This window comes from Paractinoplanes durhamensis (genome assembly GCF_016862175.1).
GTDB lineage: Bacteria > Actinomycetota > Actinomycetes > Mycobacteriales > Micromonosporaceae > Actinoplanes > Actinoplanes durhamensis.
On sequence record NZ_BOML01000036.1, the window covers coordinates 115516 to 130689 of the forward strand.

Consider the following 15174-nt stretch of genomic DNA (forward strand, 5'->3'; position numbering starts at 1 on the left):
TCCCTTCAGGACAGCAGCGATCGGTAGTGGCGGGCCTTGGCCGCGTAGCCCGGCAGCCGGGCCTTGGTGCTGAGCGCCGTCAGCTCGGCGACCGCCGCCTCGGCGCGGGGCAGCCGGAAGGCGGTTGCCACGTCGCAGATCGCGTCCAGCGTCGCGGCGTCCATCCACCGGCAGATCAGCGGCGGGCGGTCGGTGGTGCGGTGGTAGGCGCCGTCGAGCCACTGCATCGCCTCGGCCGGGTTGCCGCGCCGGGCGGCCAGCATGCCCAGGCCGCGGCCGGTCACCGAGAGCCAGCACGGGTCGGCCAGCCGGACCGCGGTGGTCCAGGCGGCGGCCAACTGCTGGCCGGCGTCGTCGAGCCGGCCCTCGTGCAGGTCGAGCTCGGCCGCCACGGCCAGCACCATCGGCCGGAAGGCGGTCCAGCGCTCGGCCGAGACCAGGTCGCGGGCCAGGCCGATGTGGTCGCGGGCCGCCGCCAGGTCGCCGCCGGTCAGCTCGGCCCGGGCCAGCAGGGTCAGCGACCACGCGGCCTTGCGCGGCTCCCCGGCCCGGTCGGCCAGCTCGACCGAGCGCCCGAACCGGGCCGCCGCCGGGCCGGCCCGGCCGCTGTCGGCGAGCGCGAACGCCTCCACCCCGAGCACCGCGGACAGCTTGCCGTCGTCGTCGCCGGCCAGCTCGCGGGCCGCGCGCAGGAGCGCACCACCGCCGCCGTCCCGCGCGCCGACCGCCACGAAGGCCAGCTCCCGGCCGGCGGTGGCCGCGGTCTCCCGGTCGCCGGCGGCCCGGGCCAGCTCGGCCGCCCGCCGCAGCGCGGCCACCCCGGCCGGCTCGGTCAGCGCGACCGCATGGACCAGCGCGGCGCCCAGGGCCGCCTGCGCCTCCCCCTCCAGGCGGGCTTCCCCGAGCTCGACGGCCATCGCGACCGCCGACCGCAGTCGTTCGAGACCGTCCGCCGCCGCCCCCGCGGCCAGCGCGGCCTTACCCGCCTCCACCTCGAGCCGGACCATCAGCCGCCGCCCGTCGGGGAGCAGCGTCAGTCCGCCCGTCGCGAACGCCTGGGCGACCCTGGGTGACGGCTGCACACCCAGCTCCCGCCGGAACAGCGCGGTGCATGCGGCCGCGGCAGCGTGCGCGGCCAACCGATCGCCGGACGCGGCCCATGCCCGTACCAAAAGCTCATGGCTCTGTTCTTCCAGCGGCGCCAGCCGAACCAGGCGGCGGGCGAGAGGCACCGCCTCGGCCGGACGGCCCTCGCCGAGCCGGGCGCCGATCGCCGCCCGCAACGTCGACCGCATCGCCGCGCGCACCCGTTCGCGCTGCTCGGAGAGCCAGAAGTCGAACTCGGGGCAGTCGGCCAGGTCGATGCCGGCGAGCAGGTCCCCGGCCTCGGCGTCAAAGGAAAGCGGATCGGCGCCGGACAGCACCAGCTGGGCGTCGACCACGGTGCCGATCTCCAGGTCGAGCGCGATCGGATCGCCGTCGATCCGGGCGTCCGGCCGCAGGCCCCGGCGCAGCTCGGAAAGCGACCAGCGCAGGGCGGCCGGCGCGTCCTCGGCGTCCGGGAACAGCATCCGGGCGAGCCGATGCCGCGGCACCGGTCGCTCGCTGAGCGAGGCCAGGGCGAGCAGGGCCCATGTCTTGCGGCCACGTGGCCGCGGGCCCGGCCCGCCCGGCCGATGGATGCCGGGTCGCCCGAGTAACTGGATCGTCGCCCCCACGTCGGCTGATTGTCCGCGCGAAAGCGTCGTCGGGCCACCGGACATCCGACAGCACCCTCAGTGCACGCCGGCGGCGAGAGCCTTGACGTCGGCCGTGGTCAGCGGCTTCCCGGCGATCCCCCACTCACCGCTGGCGACCTCCTCGACGACGACCCAGGTCACCGGGCGCATGTTCTCACCCTCGATGGCGACCATCGCGTCGGTCAGGTCCTCGATCATGCGGTTCTTCTGGGCCGTATCGAAGACTCCCTCGATGACCCGGACATTGATCAGCGGCACAGTGCCTCCCCCTGGGAAAAAAAACAGATAGGGGCACTGTGCCGCCGTGGCGTGTGCGGAACCGTGTGACGCCGGATCAGGAGTCGCTGGACCGGGCCCAGAGGTTGATGCCGGACTCGGTGGCGTACTTGTCGATCTCGGCGAGCTCGTCGTCGCTGAACGCCGTGTTGTCCAGCGCGGCCACGTTGTTCTCCAACTGGCGGACCGAGCTGGCGCCGATCACCGTCGAGGTCATCCGCTTGTCGCGCAGCACCCAGGCGATCGCCATCTGGGCGAGAGTCTGACCACGCCGCGAGGCGATTTCGTTAAGCGCACGAACTTTGTCCAAATTGTCATCGCTGAGCAACGACGTCGACAGCGACTTGTCCTGACCGGCCCGCGAATCGTCCGGCACCCCGGACAGGTAACGGTCGGTCAGCATGCCCTGGGCCAGCGGCGAGAAGGCGATGCAGCCCGCGCCGACCTCGGACAACGCATCCAGCAGGCCGCCCTCGACCCAGCGGTTCAGCATCGAGTACGACGGCTGGTGGATCAGCAGCGGCGTGCCCAGGTCACGCAGGATCGCCGCCGCCTCGACGGTCTTCGACGGGGAGTACGACGAGATGCCCACGTACAGGGCCTTGCCGGACCGGACGGCCGCGTCCAGCGCGCCCATCGTCTCCTCGAGCGGCGTGTCCGGGTCGTGCCGGTGCGAGTAGAAGATGTCGACGTAGTCGAGGCCCATCCGCTGCAGCGACTGGTCCAGCGACGCGGTCAGATACTTCCGGGAGCCGAGGTCACCGTACGGTCCGGGCCACATGTCGTAGCCGGCCTTGGTGGAGATGACCAGCTCGTCGCGGTACGGCCGGAAGTCCTCGGCCAGCAGCTTGCCGAAGTTGGCCTCGGCCGAGCCGTACGGCGGGCCGTAGTTGTTGGCCAGGTCGAAGTGGGTGATGCCGAGGTCGAAGGCCCGGCGCAGGATGGCGCGCTGGGTTTCCAGGGGCTTGTCGTCGCCGAAGTTGTGCCACAGGCCGAGCGAGACGGCGGGCAGCTTGAGGCCGCTGCGGCCGGTCCGCCGGTATTCCATCGAGTCGTACCGGGCTGCCGTTGCTTCAAATGACACGGAGAGTCCTCAGGGAAGTAGCGCCAGGTCGGACGCCGTCAGCTCGAACGACGAGGCAGCGGCGGAGTCCTGGATGGTGGCCGGCCGGCTGGCGCCCGGGATCGGGATCACCACCGGCGACTTGGACACGTGCCAGGCGAGGCAGACCCGCTGCGGGCTCACCCCGTACCGTTCGGCGACCTCGGCGAAGCCACCGCCGAGACCACCGGCCCGGCCGATGCCGCCCAGCGGTGACCAGGGCAGGAACGCGATGCCGAGCTGATCGCACAGCTCCAGCTCGGCCGTGGAGGAGAGGAACGCGGGCGAGAACTGGTTCTGCACCGAGACGAGCCGGCCGCCGAGGATCTCGTTCGCCTCGACGATCTGGGCCGGGTCGGCGTTGGAGATGCCGGCCATCCGGATCTTGCCGGCGTCGAGCAGGTCGCGGATCGCGCCGACCGATTCCGCGTACGGCACCGCGGGGTCCGGGCGGTGGAACTGGTAGAGGCCGATGGCTTCGACGCCGAGGCGTTCCAGCGAGGCATCACAAGCTTTTTTGACGTACGCCGCGGATCCGTCGACGGTCCAGCTGCCGTCGCCCGGCCGCAGGTGGCCGCCCTTCGTGGCGATCAGCACGTCGCTGGTGTCCCCGCCGTAGGAGGCGAGCGCCCGCGCGATCAGCGACTCGTTGTGGCCGACCTCGTCGGCATGGATGTGGTAGGCGTCGGCGGTGTCGAACAGGGTGATGCCGGCGTCGAGCGCGGCGTGGATGGTGCTGACCGAACGCTCCTCGTCCGGGCGGCCCTCGATCGACATCGGCATGCCACCGAGGCCGATCGCGCTGACCTGGACTTCGCCGATGCGGCGGCTCTGCATGTGCGGGGGTCCTCTCGCCTACGGGTACGACTCCACCCTCGTACCCCACCGGCCCGCCCGTCCAACCGAAGTGACCGAGCAGATCCTCGCAGCAGCCCCGCCGGGCCCGGCCGGCGAGGCGCTGCTGCGGATGGTCAGGCGACCAGGAGGTGTTCGAAACGCGGCCCGGCAACCTCCAGCACCCGGCCGGTCTTGAGGCTGTACTGCGTCGCGACCGCCTCCAAGGCGCCGCGCCGGATGGCGTTGTCGAGCATCGAGGAGCGTTCCCGGAGCAGTTCGAGGGTGTACCGGGCGTGCTGCGCACCGACCTCTTCGGGGGTGGCCGCACCCTCCAGCCGGGCCCGCAGCACGTTCGGTGCGATCTTCTCGGCGACGTCGCGGATGTAGCCGTGCGGCACCGCCACCTCGTCGACCACCCGGGTCGCCGCGGCGACCGCACCGCAGCCCTCGTGACCGAGCACCACGAGCAACTCGACGCCGAGGATCTCGACCGCGTACTCCATCGAGCCGAGCACCGCCGAGTCGACCGTCTGCCCGGCGGTCCGGACCACGAACAGGTCACCGAGGCCCTGGTCGAACAGGATCTCGGCCGGCACCCGGGAGTCCGCGCAGCCCAGGACGAGCGCGAACGGGTTCTGCGAAGCGGTCAGCTCGGCGCGCCGCGCCGCCCCCCGCTTGTCGTCGGCCCGGCTGCTGCCCTCGACCCACCGGCTGTTGCCCTCGTTGAGACGGGCCCAATGCGTATTGATCATCTGTGTCTCTCCGAATCAGTTGAGGATGGCGCCGGTGACAGCGACCTGTTCCTTGAGGACGCCGCTGATGAGTTCCTGGGTCTCGTTGATCTGTTCGACCGCGGTGTGGATGTCGGCGAGCGACGCGGTGACCGCGTCCACCCGTGCCTGGATCGTGCTGACCCGGTCGCTGACGTCGGCGGTGGCCCGCTCGGTCTCGCTGGACAGCTCTTTCACCTCGCCGGCGACGACCGCGAAGCCCTTGCCGGATTCGCCGGCCCGGGCCGCCTCGATGGTCGCGTTCAGCGCGAGCAGCTTGGTCTGCGCCGCGATCGACTGGATGGCCTGAACCACCTGGTTGATCTCGGCACTGGCCTGCCCGAGCGCCGCCACCTGCTCGTTCGCCTCGACCGTCAGTCGCTCGCCCTGGGCCGCCACGGTGGAGGCCGAGTTGACGTTCCGCTCCACCTCGGCGATCGAGTCGAGGAGGTTGCGGCCCGCGCTGTGCAGCTGTTCGGTCGAGACGAAACGCTCCAGGGCCTGCCCGACCAGGAAGGCCGTGTTGCGCAGGGCCGCTTCCCGGCCCGAATACATGATCAGCGTCCGGGTGGCGAAGAAGTCCATCGTTCCGACGATCTTGCCGCCCACCCTGATCGGCAGGCAGACGCCCGACTTGACCCCGGCGCGCTGGGCAGCCGGCCGGCGTACGCAGTCGGTCAGCTCCCCGAGGTCCTCGACGAAGACCAGGTCGCCGCGCGCCCAGGCCCGGCCGGACAGGCCGACCCCCTTGGCGAACGACGCGGACATGGTGACCTGACGGAACTCGGCGCCGGCGTCGCCGGACTCGATCGCGAAGCGGAGCACCTGCTCCTGCTCGTCGAGGCTCCAGAACGAGCCGTACTGCCAGTCGAAGTCCTTGCGGATGGTCTCCAGCGCCGAGCGCAACGCGTCGTCGCGGCTGGTGGCCTGGGTCATCTGCCGGATCACGGTGGAGACGGCGTCGACGTCCTGGGCGGCCTTCTCCTGGCGGACGCCCTCGTGCAGGCGCATCAGGGTGTTGGAGACGAGCAGGCCGACCGTGCGCAGGACGGCGAGCCGGCCCTCGGACGGATTGAGCTCCTCCATCGCGAAGAAGTCCATGGTGCCGACGACCTTGTCGTCCTCGACCAGCGGGAAGCAGATGCCGCTGTGCACGCCGGCGCGGGTCGCGGCCGGTGCCCGGGAGCAGTCGGTGAGCTCGGCAAGGCTCTTGACGAAGACCAGGTCGCGGGCCCGCCAGGCGCGGCCGGAGAGCCCGACACCCTCGGCGAACGCGGCTTCGAGGGTCACCCGGCGGAACTCCTCGCCGGCGCTGCCGCTCTCCTGGGCGAACCGGAGCACCTGCGCCGACGTGTCCAGCTGCCAGTACGAGGAGTACGCCCAGCCGAAAAGCTCACGGACCAGCCGGAGAGCGGCACCGATGGCTTCGTCGGGCGAACTCGCCGTCTCCATGGCCCGGACGATGGCGGTCACCGCCTCGACGTCCGCTCGCGCCTCGTTCAGGTCGTCGCTCAGCTGAGCGGTAACGGACTGTTTCCTCGTACCGAACACGGCACTCCTCGTCGCGCACAGGGCCCGGTGGGCCGTTGGGGTGACGGGATTGTCGGCTCGGAGGGCGCCGACCTGAGAACAACGGAGGGCCGGAGGTTACCGACTGGTATGCGGACGGACGAGACCGTTGTCGTACGCGAAAATCACCGCTTGGATCCGGTCCCGCGCGCCGATCTTGGCGAGGACCCGGCCGACGTGCTTCTTGACGGTCGACTCGGTGAGCGTGAAACGGGCCGCGATCTCGGTGTTGGTGGCGCCCTCACCGATCGCCACCAGCACCTCGTGCTCCCGCTCGCTGAGCGTGGCCAGCAGCGGATCGAGCACCGGCGCGACCTCGGCGCCGTGCAGGTAGGCATCCATCAGCTTGCGGGTGAGGCTGGGCGCCACCACCGCATCGCCGGTGGCGACCGCCCGGATGCCGGCGATCAACTCCTCCGGCCGGGCGTCCTTGAGCAGGAAGCCGCTGGCCCCGGCGCGCAGCCCGGCGTAGACGTATTCGTCGAGGTCGAAGGTGGTGAGGATGAGCACATGGGTGCGGTCGCCGGTCGCGGTGATCCGCCGGGTGGCCTCGATGCCGTCCATCCCCGGCATGCGCACGTCCATCAGCACCACGTCCGGCCGCAGCTGCTCGGCCATCCGGACCGCCTCGACCCCGTTGGCCGCCTCCCCCAGCACGGTCATCCCGGGCGTGCCGTCCAGCAGCATCTTGAAACCCATCCGCTGCAACGGCTGGTCGTCGGCGATCAGCACGGTCGTCATGCGGGCTCCTTGAGTACGACGTCGACCAGCCACCCGCCGCTGTCGACCGGCCCGGCGACCAGTGCGCCGCCGTAGAGGGCGGCCCGCTCCCGCATCCCGACCAGTCCGTGGCCCGCGGCGGCGGCCGAGGAGACGCCGTTGTCACGGACCCGAACGCGCACCTCGCCGTCGGTGGCCGCGACCGTGACCTCGGCGGCGGCCCCGCGCCCCGCGTGCTTGAGGGTGTTGGTCAGCGCCTCCTGGACGATCCGGTAGACCGCGAGCTGCACGCCCCGGCCGAAGGCCCGCAGGTCACCGGAGGTGGAGTAGGTGACCGGCAGCCCGGCCGCCCGAACCGTCGGCAGCAACCGGTCGAGGTCCTCGATGCCGGGCTGCGGGCTCAGCTGCGGATCGGCGTCCTCCTCGCGCAGCACGCCGAGCACCCGGCGCAGCTCGGCGAGGGCCTGGCGGCCGGTCTCGCCGATCAGCCGCAGCGGCTCGGCGGTCTGCTCGTCGCGCGAGGTGGCCAGCGCGGCGCCGCCGTCGGCGAGACCCACGATCACCGACACATGATGGCCGACGATGTCGTGCATCTCCCGGGCCACCCGGCCCCGCTCGTCGGCGACGGCGAGGCGGGCCCGCTGGTCGCGCTCGGTCTCCAGGCGGGTGGCGCGGTCCTCCAGGGCGATCAGGTAGGCCCGGCGGGTGCGGGCCACGAGACCGAACGCGACCGCGCCGGCCGACGTGCCGAGGACCAGGAACAGCGTGGTGGTGCGGTGCTCGATGACCGGTTCGAACAGGTAGATCTCGGCGACCATCAATGCGGTGGCGATCCCGGCGGCCCAGGCGAGCGCCCGCCAGGTGGCCCGGGACGCCACCGAGAAGAGCATCACCAGCAGGATCACCCCCGCCCCCACCGCGACGTCGAGCGATGCCTCGGTGAGCTCGATGGCCGCGGTGGCCAGGAACGCCGCGAACGGGTGCCGCCGCCGCCAGTAGAGCGGCGGCAGCAGCGCCAGGGTCGCGATCGTCGCCGACAGCGGCGTCTTGACGATGCCCGGCAGGCTGAAGAGCACGATCGGGACGGCGACCAGGGTGTCCAGCAGCCATGGCCGCCGCCGGTCGAGGGCCCGTAGCCTCTCCTGCCGGTCGAGCAGCCATGTCTGCGCGTTCATCAGCCGATTGTCCCTGCCGCCGGATTCACGCGTCGCTCTTCTTGAGCCGGTACGCGGCCGCGGCCAGGACCGCCACCACGTAGAGGGCGAAGACGCCCAGGCCGGCCCACGGGGCGAGGGTGCCGTCGGAGTGGGTCAGCGCCATCACCGCGCTGCCCGCGTTGCTCGGCAGGTAGGGGTTGATCGCGTCGGCGATCGAGCTCGGCAGCAGTATGGCCAGACCCGGCAGGATCAGCAGCCCACCGGCCAGGATCGCGATGGCCCCGGCGCTGGAGCGGACCAGCATGCCGAGCGCGACCCCGAGGACCGCGACCAGGCCGAGGTAGAGCCCGGCACCGAGCAGCGCCCGCAGCACCCCGTCGTCGCCGAGGGACATGCCGGCCACCGCGTTGTTGAGCACCGCACCGCCCAGCGCGAAGGCGACAAATGACCCGACGGTCATCATGACGAACGCGGCGATGCCGGCCACCAGACTCTTCGACCACAGCACCGGAAGCCGCCGGGGCACCGCCGCCAGCGTCGACCGGATCATGCCGGTGGTGTACTCCCCCGCGCCCAGCAGGACACCGAGCACACCGACCGCGAGGGCCGCGAGGGTGCTGCCGGAAAGCGCGAGGCCGACCGCGTCCGCGCCACCCCGGTCGAACGAGGCCGAGGCGATCATGCCGAACGCGACGAGCAGGAACACCGAGACGCCGGTGGTGATCCAGGTGGAGCGCAGGGAGGAGAACTTGGTCCATTCGGCGGCGACGACGCCACCCGGGGTGATCTTCATCGGGCAGCCTCGTATTCCACGGCGTCGCGGGTCAGGTCCATGAACGCTTCCTCCAGGGAGGCGTTCTGCGGGGTGAGTTCGAACAGCGGGATCCCGCGGGTGGCCGCGGCCAGCCCGATCTCGCGGGCACTGCGGCCGGTGACGAACAACGAGTCGGCGCCGGACGACGTGACCGTGACGCCGGCCCCGCCGATCATCGCGCGCAGCTCGTCCGGGGCGGCGGTGACGACCCGGACGCCCTCCGAGGTGACCAGGTCGGCCACCGTGGTGTCGGCGAGCAGCTTGCCCCGGCCGACGATGATCAGGTGGTCGGCGACCAGCGCGACCTCGCTCATCAGGTGCGAGGACAGCATCACCGTGCGGCCCTCGGCGGCCAGGCCGGTGAGCAGGTTGCGCACCCAGAGCACGCCCTCCGGGTCGAGCCCGTTGACCGGCTCGTCGAGCATGATCACGGCCGGGTCGCCGAGCAGCGCGGCGGCGATGCCGAGCCGCTGGCCCATGCCGAGGGAGAACGCGCCGACCCGCTTGTGCGCGACCTTCTCCAGGCCGGCGAGGTGCAGCACCTCGTCGACGCGCGAGCGCGGGATGCCGTGGGTGCGGGCCAGGGCCAGCAGGTGGCTGACCGCGCTGCGGCCGGGGTGCACCGCCTTGGCCTCGAGCAGCACGCCGATCTCGTGCAGCGGCTGCGCGGACGACGCAAATGTCCGGCCGTTGACCAGGACATCACCCGAGTTCGGCGCGTCCAGGCCGACGATCATCCGCATGGTGGTCGACTTGCCGGCGCCGTTGGGGCCGAGGAAGCCGGTGACCTGGCCGGGCTTGGCGGTGAACGACAACTGGTCGACGACCGTCTTCGCGCCGTACCGCTTGGTGACTTCACGTACCTGAATCATGAGATCAATGCTGCGGGCGACGCCGCCGGGAAAAGCGGTACCACGGACCCCTGATCAGGAGGCCCGTGGTACCCAGGTAGTACTACTTGACGGCGCCGGCGGTCAGGCCGGCCTGGATCTGCCGCTGGAAGATCGCGTAGACGACGATCATCGGCAGGATCGACAGGGTCAGCGCCGCGAACAGCGTCGACCACTGCGCGTGGTAGCCGGCCGAGACGCTGATGTTCGCGATGCCCTGGGTCAACAGGTAGCGGTTCTCGGCACCCGGCCCGGTCATCACGACCACCGGCAGCAGATATTGGTTCCACTGCCCGACGATGTTGAAGATCGTGATGCTGACCAGGCCGGAGCGGGCCATCGGCATCATGATCTGGAAGAACTTGCGGGTGTGCGAGGCGCCGTCGACGGTCGCGGCCTCCTCGATCTCATAGGGCAACGACTTGAAGAACGCGGCCAGGAAGAACACCGTGAACGGCAGCGAGTAGGCGATGTAAACCAGGACCAGCCCGGTGTACGAGCCGAGCAGCCCCATGTTCTTCAGGATGTAGAACAGCGGCGCCAGGGCCATGAACGTGGGGAACGCCAGCCCCGACACGAACATGTAGTAGATGAACCGGTTGCCCGGGAACCGGTAGCGGGCCAGCACGTAGGCGGCCATCGAGCCGAACAGCATCGTGCCGGCCGTGCTGATGATCACCACGATGACGCTGTTCAGGAAGTACCGCCCGATGTGGGCCTCGGTCCAGGCGTCGAAGTAGGTCTGCAGCGAGAAGCTCGACGGCAGTGCGAACGGCTTGCCCAGGAAGATCTCGGTGTTGTTCTTGAACGACGCGAGCAGCACCCAGATCAGCGGGCCCGCGGTGACCAGCGCCCAGGCGATCAGGGCGATGTGCGCGAGCCCGGTGAACGCGTTGATGTCGCGCTTGGCGCTCGGCTTGGCGCCGGCGCTCTTCTTGGCCGGCGTCTCCGCCTCGGCAACAAGGGTCATCGTGGCCCCCTCAGGCTTCCACGGAATCGCGCCGGGTGACCCGCAGGGTCAGCGCCGCGAAGGTCAGGGTCAGGAAGAAGAGCACGACGCCGAGCGCGCAGGCGTAACCGGCCTGCGAGAAGTCGAACGCGTTGCGATAGATCATCAGGCTCAGCACCGAGGTCGCGCCGTTCGGCCCGCCCCGGTCCACCGACATGATGTTGACCAGCGCGAACGCGTCGAACGCGGCGATGCCGAGATAGACCCAGGCGACCTGGATGGTGCTCCAGAGCAGCGGGACCGTGATCCGGAAGAACAGCGTGACGCGGGTGGCCCCGTCGAGCGCGGCGGCCTCGTAGATGTCGTCCGAGATCGAGCCCATGCCGGCCGAGAACAGCACCACGTAGAACCCGACCGCCTGCCAGATCAGCACGATCAGGATGCAGGCCATCGCGTACCGCTCGTCGGCCAGGAACAGCCACGGCTTCCAGGACGCCGGGAACAGGCCGTTGAGCATGCCGCTCTTGTCCGGGCCGAACACCCGGCCGAAGATCACCGCGACGATGGCCAGGGCCAGCAGCTGCGGGAAGAAGAAGATGATCCGGTAGATCTTGGAGCCCCAGACCCCCCGGCTCTGCCCGCCCCTGTGCCCGCCGCCCACGTTCAGCAGGAACGCGAAGACCAGCGCGATGACGATCGTGATGATCGGCAGCAGGATCAGCAGGAACAGGTTGTGTTTGATCGACTTCCAGAACGTCTCGTCGTGCCACAGCTTCACGAAGTTGTCGAAGCCGATGTAGTCGATCTTGCCGAGGCCGGACCAGCTGGTCAGCGACAGCTGGAACGTCTGGAGGTACGCCGCGACCACGAAGGTGGCGTAGAGCGCCACCGGCACGACAAGGAAACCGATGATGAAGGGATACTTGCCGTGCCGCATGGCGCCTACCGTCCTGCCTTGAAGCGAAAACTCAGCTACGGGTGAACTTGGTGATCGAGGAGTCCTTGGCAACCGCCTGGGACGCCTTCTCCATCCGGTCGCAGAACTTCTGGGCGTCGCCACCCTTGAACATCAGGTCGTTGACGGCCCCGCGGGACTCGTCGTCGAGCTTCTTGTACCAGGTGTCGAACAGGTAGCCCACGAAGACGTCCTGGCCGGCCTTGGTCAGCACGTCGTTCGCGCTGGTCAGGCCGGGCGAGATGGTCTGGCCGTCGGACGCGCCCGCCACCACCGTAAGCGACTTGGTGAGCTTGGTGAAGCCCAGCGCCGCCTCCTTGGAGAGCATCGCCCGCAGGTACTCCTTGCCGCCCTGCGGGTTCTTGCCCTTGGCCGCCGCGAAGTAGATCTCGCCGGCCGCCGCGTTGATGGCGGTCGCCGGGAGCTTGTCGGCGGCGGTGACGCTCGGGAACGCGCAGACCGCGTACTCGAAGCCGGCCGGGGTGTCCTTGGCCTGCTCGTTCTCCAGCCAGGAACCGCACGGGTAGAACGCGACCTTGTCCTGGTCCTGCTGCAGCTGGACCTCGGTGTGCCGCAGACCCAGGAAGGTCTTGTTGATGTACTTGTTGCCGATCTCGCCCCAGGCCTGGGCGGCCTGCTTGATCGGGTCGGCCGTCCACGCGCCCGGCTTCAGGTTGTCGATGTCCTTGAGCGCCTGCTCGGTGCCGATCTTCGCGGCGCTGGTGAGCAGGGCCCGGACCATGTAGTACGACGCGTTGGCGCCCGCGTAGCCGAACGGCGTGATGCCGGCCGCCTTGATCTTGTCGCAGAGGGCGGTGAAGTCGGCCCAGGTGGTGGGGATCGTCCAGCCCTTGGAGGTGAAGAGCTTCGCGTTGTACCAGAGACCGAAGACCGTGTACGAGTAGTTCATCGCGAACGGCTTGCCGTCGTAGGTGCCCTGCTCGACGGCGCCCGGCACCAGGGTCTCGGCGACGGTCTTGCCCGGGACGTCCCAGGACGGGGCCGCGAACAGGTCGGTCAGGTCGGCGGCCTGGCCGGCCTTCACGATCGCGCCGAAGTCCATCAGCTTCGAGCCCGAGTTGTTGATCATGTCCGGCGGGTTGCCGGCGTTGATCCGGGGCTGGATGACCGTGGAGACTTCCTCGGTCTGCGAGAACGTGATCTTGGCGTCGGCCCACTTCTTGTTGAACAGCGGGGTGTCCACGTCGGTGGCGTACGCCGTACCCAGACCGCCGTTGAAGATGACGATCTCGACGCCGGCCTTGCTGTCGATGCCCAGCGGGTTGTCGGCCGACTTGGCGCCGCTCGCCTGAGTGGTGGGCTCGTCGTCGCCACCGCCGACGCAGGCGCTCAGCAGGCCCACCGCGGGGGTGGCCAGGAGTCCGACGGCCGCCGCCCGGCGCAGCAGCGTACGGCGGTCGACCTCGGTCTTGGCGAATATCTCGGTCACAGCATCTCCTCAGTGCTTGTGCTTTCTTGCGAAGTTCTGATCAGCCCTTCACAGCACCGGCGGTGAGACCGGTGGCGATGTTGCGCTGGATGATCAAGAAGAAGACCACCACCGGAATCGAAGTGATGATCGCACCGGCCATGAGAGGCCCCCAGGCGGTACCACGCGTGGTTTGGTTCTGCAGCAGCCAGGCCATCAGGTTCTGCTTGGCCGGGCTGTTGAGCGTGTTGATGATGATGAATTCGTTCCAGGCCTGGATGAATCCGTAGACGCTGGTCGCCACCAGTCCGGGGCCGGTGAGCGGCAGGATGATCCGCCAGAACACCTGAGCCCGGGTGCAGCCGTCGATCAGCGCCGCCTCGTCGAGCTCGCGCGGGATGCCGGAGATGAACCCGCGCAGTGTCCACACCGTATACGGCAAGATCAGGACCAAGTAGGTGATACTCACACCGATCAGACTGTTGGTCAAGGATGCGGTCTGGAGCATCAGGAACAGCGGGATCAGCAGCGCGAGGAACGGCACCAGCTGGACGCCGAGGACGACCAGGATGATCGCCTTCCGGCCGTAGAAGTTGAAGCGGGCGATCGCGAGCGCGGCCAGGAAGCCGACGACCAGCGCACCGGCCACCGCCAGCAGCGTCACGATCAGGCCGTTCAGCATGTCCTGCAGGAACAGCGGCGCGTTGAACGCCGACGTGAAGTTGGCGAAGGTCGGGTGCTTCGGCCAGAACGTCGGGGTCAGCGCGAGCACCTCGTCGGCCGGCTTGAACGCGGTGTTCAGCACCCAGTAGACCGGGAAGAGCATCAGGACCGAGAAGATCACGCCGATGACGTTGGCGACGACCGTGCCGGTCCGGGACCGCCCGACCGTCACCGTCCCCTCGTCCCGCGGGGCCCTGCGGCGGCGAACCGGGGGCGCGCCCGGAGTCGTGGCGACCATCAGTCCACCTCACCGATCTTGAACATCTGCCGGATGTAGAACGCCATCACGCCGAGCATCAGCAGCACGGTGATCACCGAGATGGCCGAGCCGAGGCTGTACCGCGACTGCCCGAACGCCTGGGTGTACGAGTAGGTCGCGAGCGTCTGGAACTGCGGCTCCGGGTGGCCGTCGCGCAGCGCCCAGTTCTGGGTGAACAGGCCGAAGTCCCAGATCACCGAGAGCGTGGTGACGATCGTGATGAGCGGCTTGAGGATCGGCAGGGTGATGTTGCGCAGCACCTGCCAGGGCGTCGCACCGTCCACCGTGGCCGCCTCGATGAGCTCCTTCGGCACCTGGGTGAGCCCGGCGTTCAGGGTAATCGCGAGGAACGGGATGCCGGCCCAGACCACCAGCGTGGTGATCACCGACCAGCCCTGCCACGGGTTCACGAACCAGCTGTGGTTCTGGTAGTTCACCCCGGGCAGCTTGTCGATCAGGTAGTTGAGGACGCCGAAGTCGGAGTCGGTGATCCAGCGGAAGATCTGCGCCGCGACCAGCTGCGGCAGGGCCCAGACGAACATCATCGCGACGATCATGAGGAGCCGCACGCCGCGGGCCACCCGGCGCATCAGCAGCGCGATGCCGAGCCCGATCAGCACCGACACGATGACGCAGACGACCGTGAAGAGGACCGTGCGGCCGACCACCGTCCAGAAGACCGAGTCGCCGAGGACCTTGGTGTAGTTGTCGAAGCCGACCCACGGTGGGGTGCGGCCGCTGAGCAGCTCGCGCAGCCGCATGTTCTGGAAGGACAGCACGATCATCCGGATGAGCGGATAGCCGAGCAGGCCGGCGAGCAGGATCAGGGTGGGGATGGCGAGCAGCCACGGGGTGGCGGCGCTCTGCCGGCCGCGGCGACGCGGCCGATGCGCGTGGCCGGGTGCGCGGTGCGGTGTGGACCCGCCCGTGCGGCGGGTCGCCGGGGATTCGACGACGGACATCTGATTCCTCTTCGGGGAGCGAG

The 15174-nt window shown here is 69.7% G+C and carries 15 protein-coding genes; all 15 read right to left on the minus strand.

The annotated features are described in order from the left end of the window. Positions 1 to 5: 5 nt before the first annotated feature. Complete coding sequence (locus tag Adu01nite_RS22570; RefSeq protein WP_203728923.1) at positions 6 to 1718, minus strand: AfsR/SARP family transcriptional regulator; 1713 nt, start codon at positions 1716 to 1718, stop codon at positions 6 to 8. Positions 1719 to 1775: 57 nt separating this feature from the next. After that, positions 1776 to 1997, minus strand: coding sequence for a tautomerase family protein (locus Adu01nite_RS22575; RefSeq protein ID WP_203728924.1), 222 nt, complete (start codon positions 1995 to 1997; stop codon positions 1776 to 1778). 76 nt (positions 1998 to 2073) lie between these two features. Next, entirely contained in the window at positions 2074 to 3063 is a 990-nt protein-coding gene (gene mgrA / locus Adu01nite_RS22580; protein ID WP_239132632.1) for an L-glyceraldehyde 3-phosphate reductase, read from the minus strand. 45 nt (positions 3064 to 3108) lie between these two features. Further along, positions 3109 to 3954, minus strand: coding sequence for an aldo/keto reductase (locus tag Adu01nite_RS22585; protein ID WP_203728926.1), 846 nt, complete (start codon positions 3952 to 3954; stop codon positions 3109 to 3111). 134 nt (positions 3955 to 4088) lie between these two features. Further along, on the minus strand, positions 4089 to 4706 hold the full coding sequence (locus Adu01nite_RS22590) for a carbonic anhydrase (protein WP_203728927.1): 618 nt from the start codon (positions 4704 to 4706) through the stop codon (positions 4089 to 4091). A gap of 15 nt (positions 4707 to 4721) precedes the next feature. Further along, a complete protein-coding gene (locus Adu01nite_RS22595) occupies positions 4722 to 6275 on the minus strand; it encodes a GAF domain-containing protein (RefSeq protein WP_203728928.1) in 1554 nt (517 codons plus the stop codon). 96 nt (positions 6276 to 6371) lie between these two features. After that, complete coding sequence (locus Adu01nite_RS22600; protein WP_203728929.1) at positions 6372 to 7034, minus strand: response regulator; 663 nt, start codon at positions 7032 to 7034, stop codon at positions 6372 to 6374. Further along, a complete protein-coding gene (locus tag Adu01nite_RS22605) occupies positions 7031 to 8188 on the minus strand; it encodes a sensor histidine kinase (RefSeq protein ID WP_203728930.1) in 1158 nt (385 codons plus the stop codon). The genes Adu01nite_RS22600 and Adu01nite_RS22605 overlap by 4 nt, the downstream gene beginning before the upstream one ends. Positions 8189 to 8213: 25 nt before the next feature. Further along, positions 8214 to 8963: an ABC transporter permease gene (locus tag Adu01nite_RS22610; protein ID WP_203728931.1), complete on the minus strand. Its 750-nt coding sequence runs from the start codon at positions 8961 to 8963 to the stop codon at positions 8214 to 8216. Next, positions 8960 to 9856: an ABC transporter ATP-binding protein gene (locus Adu01nite_RS22615; RefSeq protein WP_203728932.1), complete on the minus strand. Its 897-nt coding sequence runs from the start codon at positions 9854 to 9856 to the stop codon at positions 8960 to 8962. Before Adu01nite_RS22615 ends, Adu01nite_RS22610 begins: the two co-directional genes overlap by 4 nt. Positions 9857 to 9938: 82 nt before the next feature. Continuing rightward, a complete protein-coding gene (locus tag Adu01nite_RS22620; RefSeq protein WP_203728933.1) occupies positions 9939 to 10844 on the minus strand; it encodes a carbohydrate ABC transporter permease in 906 nt (301 codons plus the stop codon). Between the two features lie 10 nt (positions 10845 to 10854). Then, the gene (locus Adu01nite_RS22625) at positions 10855 to 11760 is read right to left on the minus strand and encodes a carbohydrate ABC transporter permease (protein ID WP_203728934.1); all 906 of its coding nucleotides are present in this window, start codon (positions 11758 to 11760) and stop codon (positions 10855 to 10857) included. Between the two features lie 31 nt (positions 11761 to 11791). After that, entirely contained in the window at positions 11792 to 13228 is a 1437-nt protein-coding gene (gene ngcE / locus Adu01nite_RS22630) for an N-acetylglucosamine/diacetylchitobiose ABC transporter substrate-binding protein (protein ID WP_203728935.1), read from the minus strand. A gap of 40 nt (positions 13229 to 13268) precedes the next feature. Beyond that, positions 13269 to 14168 (minus strand): carbohydrate ABC transporter permease, encoded by a 900-nt coding sequence (locus Adu01nite_RS22635; protein ID WP_203728936.1) that lies wholly within the window; start codon positions 14166 to 14168, stop codon positions 13269 to 13271. Beyond that, positions 14168 to 15151 carry a carbohydrate ABC transporter permease gene (locus tag Adu01nite_RS22640; RefSeq protein WP_203728937.1) on the minus strand — a complete coding sequence of 328 codons (984 nt, stop codon included), beginning with the start codon at positions 15149 to 15151 and terminating at the stop codon, positions 14168 to 14170. The genes Adu01nite_RS22635 and Adu01nite_RS22640 overlap by 1 nt, the downstream gene beginning before the upstream one ends. Between the last annotated feature and the right edge of the window lie 23 nt (positions 15152 to 15174).

Coding starts and splice junctions, on each gene's coding strand:
- mgrA (WP_239132632.1), bottom strand. CDS start 3,063: ATGGAATACCGGCGGACCGGCCGCAGCGGCCTCAAGCTGCCCGCCGTC.
- Adu01nite_RS22590 (WP_203728927.1), bottom strand. CDS start 4,706: ATGATCAATACGCATTGGGCCCGTCTCAACGAGGGCAACAGCCGGTGG.
- Adu01nite_RS22600 (WP_203728929.1), bottom strand. CDS start 7,034: ATGACGACCGTGCTGATCGCCGACGACCAGCCGTTGCAGCGGATGGGT.
- Adu01nite_RS22625 (WP_203728934.1), bottom strand. CDS start 11,760: ATGCGGCACGGCAAGTATCCCTTCATCATCGGTTTCCTTGTCGTGCCG.
- Adu01nite_RS22640 (WP_203728937.1), bottom strand. CDS start 15,151: ATGTCCGTCGTCGAATCCCCGGCGACCCGCCGCACGGGCGGGTCCACA.
- Adu01nite_RS22610 (WP_203728931.1), bottom strand. CDS start 8,963: ATGAAGATCACCCCGGGTGGCGTCGTCGCCGCCGAATGGACCAAGTTC.
- Adu01nite_RS22635 (WP_203728936.1), bottom strand. CDS start 14,168: ATGGTCGCCACGACTCCGGGCGCGCCCCCGGTTCGCCGCCGCAGGGCC.
- Adu01nite_RS22605 (WP_203728930.1), bottom strand. CDS start 8,188: ATGAACGCGCAGACATGGCTGCTCGACCGGCAGGAGAGGCTACGGGCC.
- Adu01nite_RS22585 (WP_203728926.1), bottom strand. CDS start 3,954: ATGCAGAGCCGCCGCATCGGCGAAGTCCAGGTCAGCGCGATCGGCCTC.
- Adu01nite_RS22615 (WP_203728932.1), bottom strand. CDS start 9,856: ATGATTCAGGTACGTGAAGTCACCAAGCGGTACGGCGCGAAGACGGTC.
- Adu01nite_RS22620 (WP_203728933.1), bottom strand. CDS start 10,844: ATGACCCTTGTTGCCGAGGCGGAGACGCCGGCCAAGAAGAGCGCCGGC.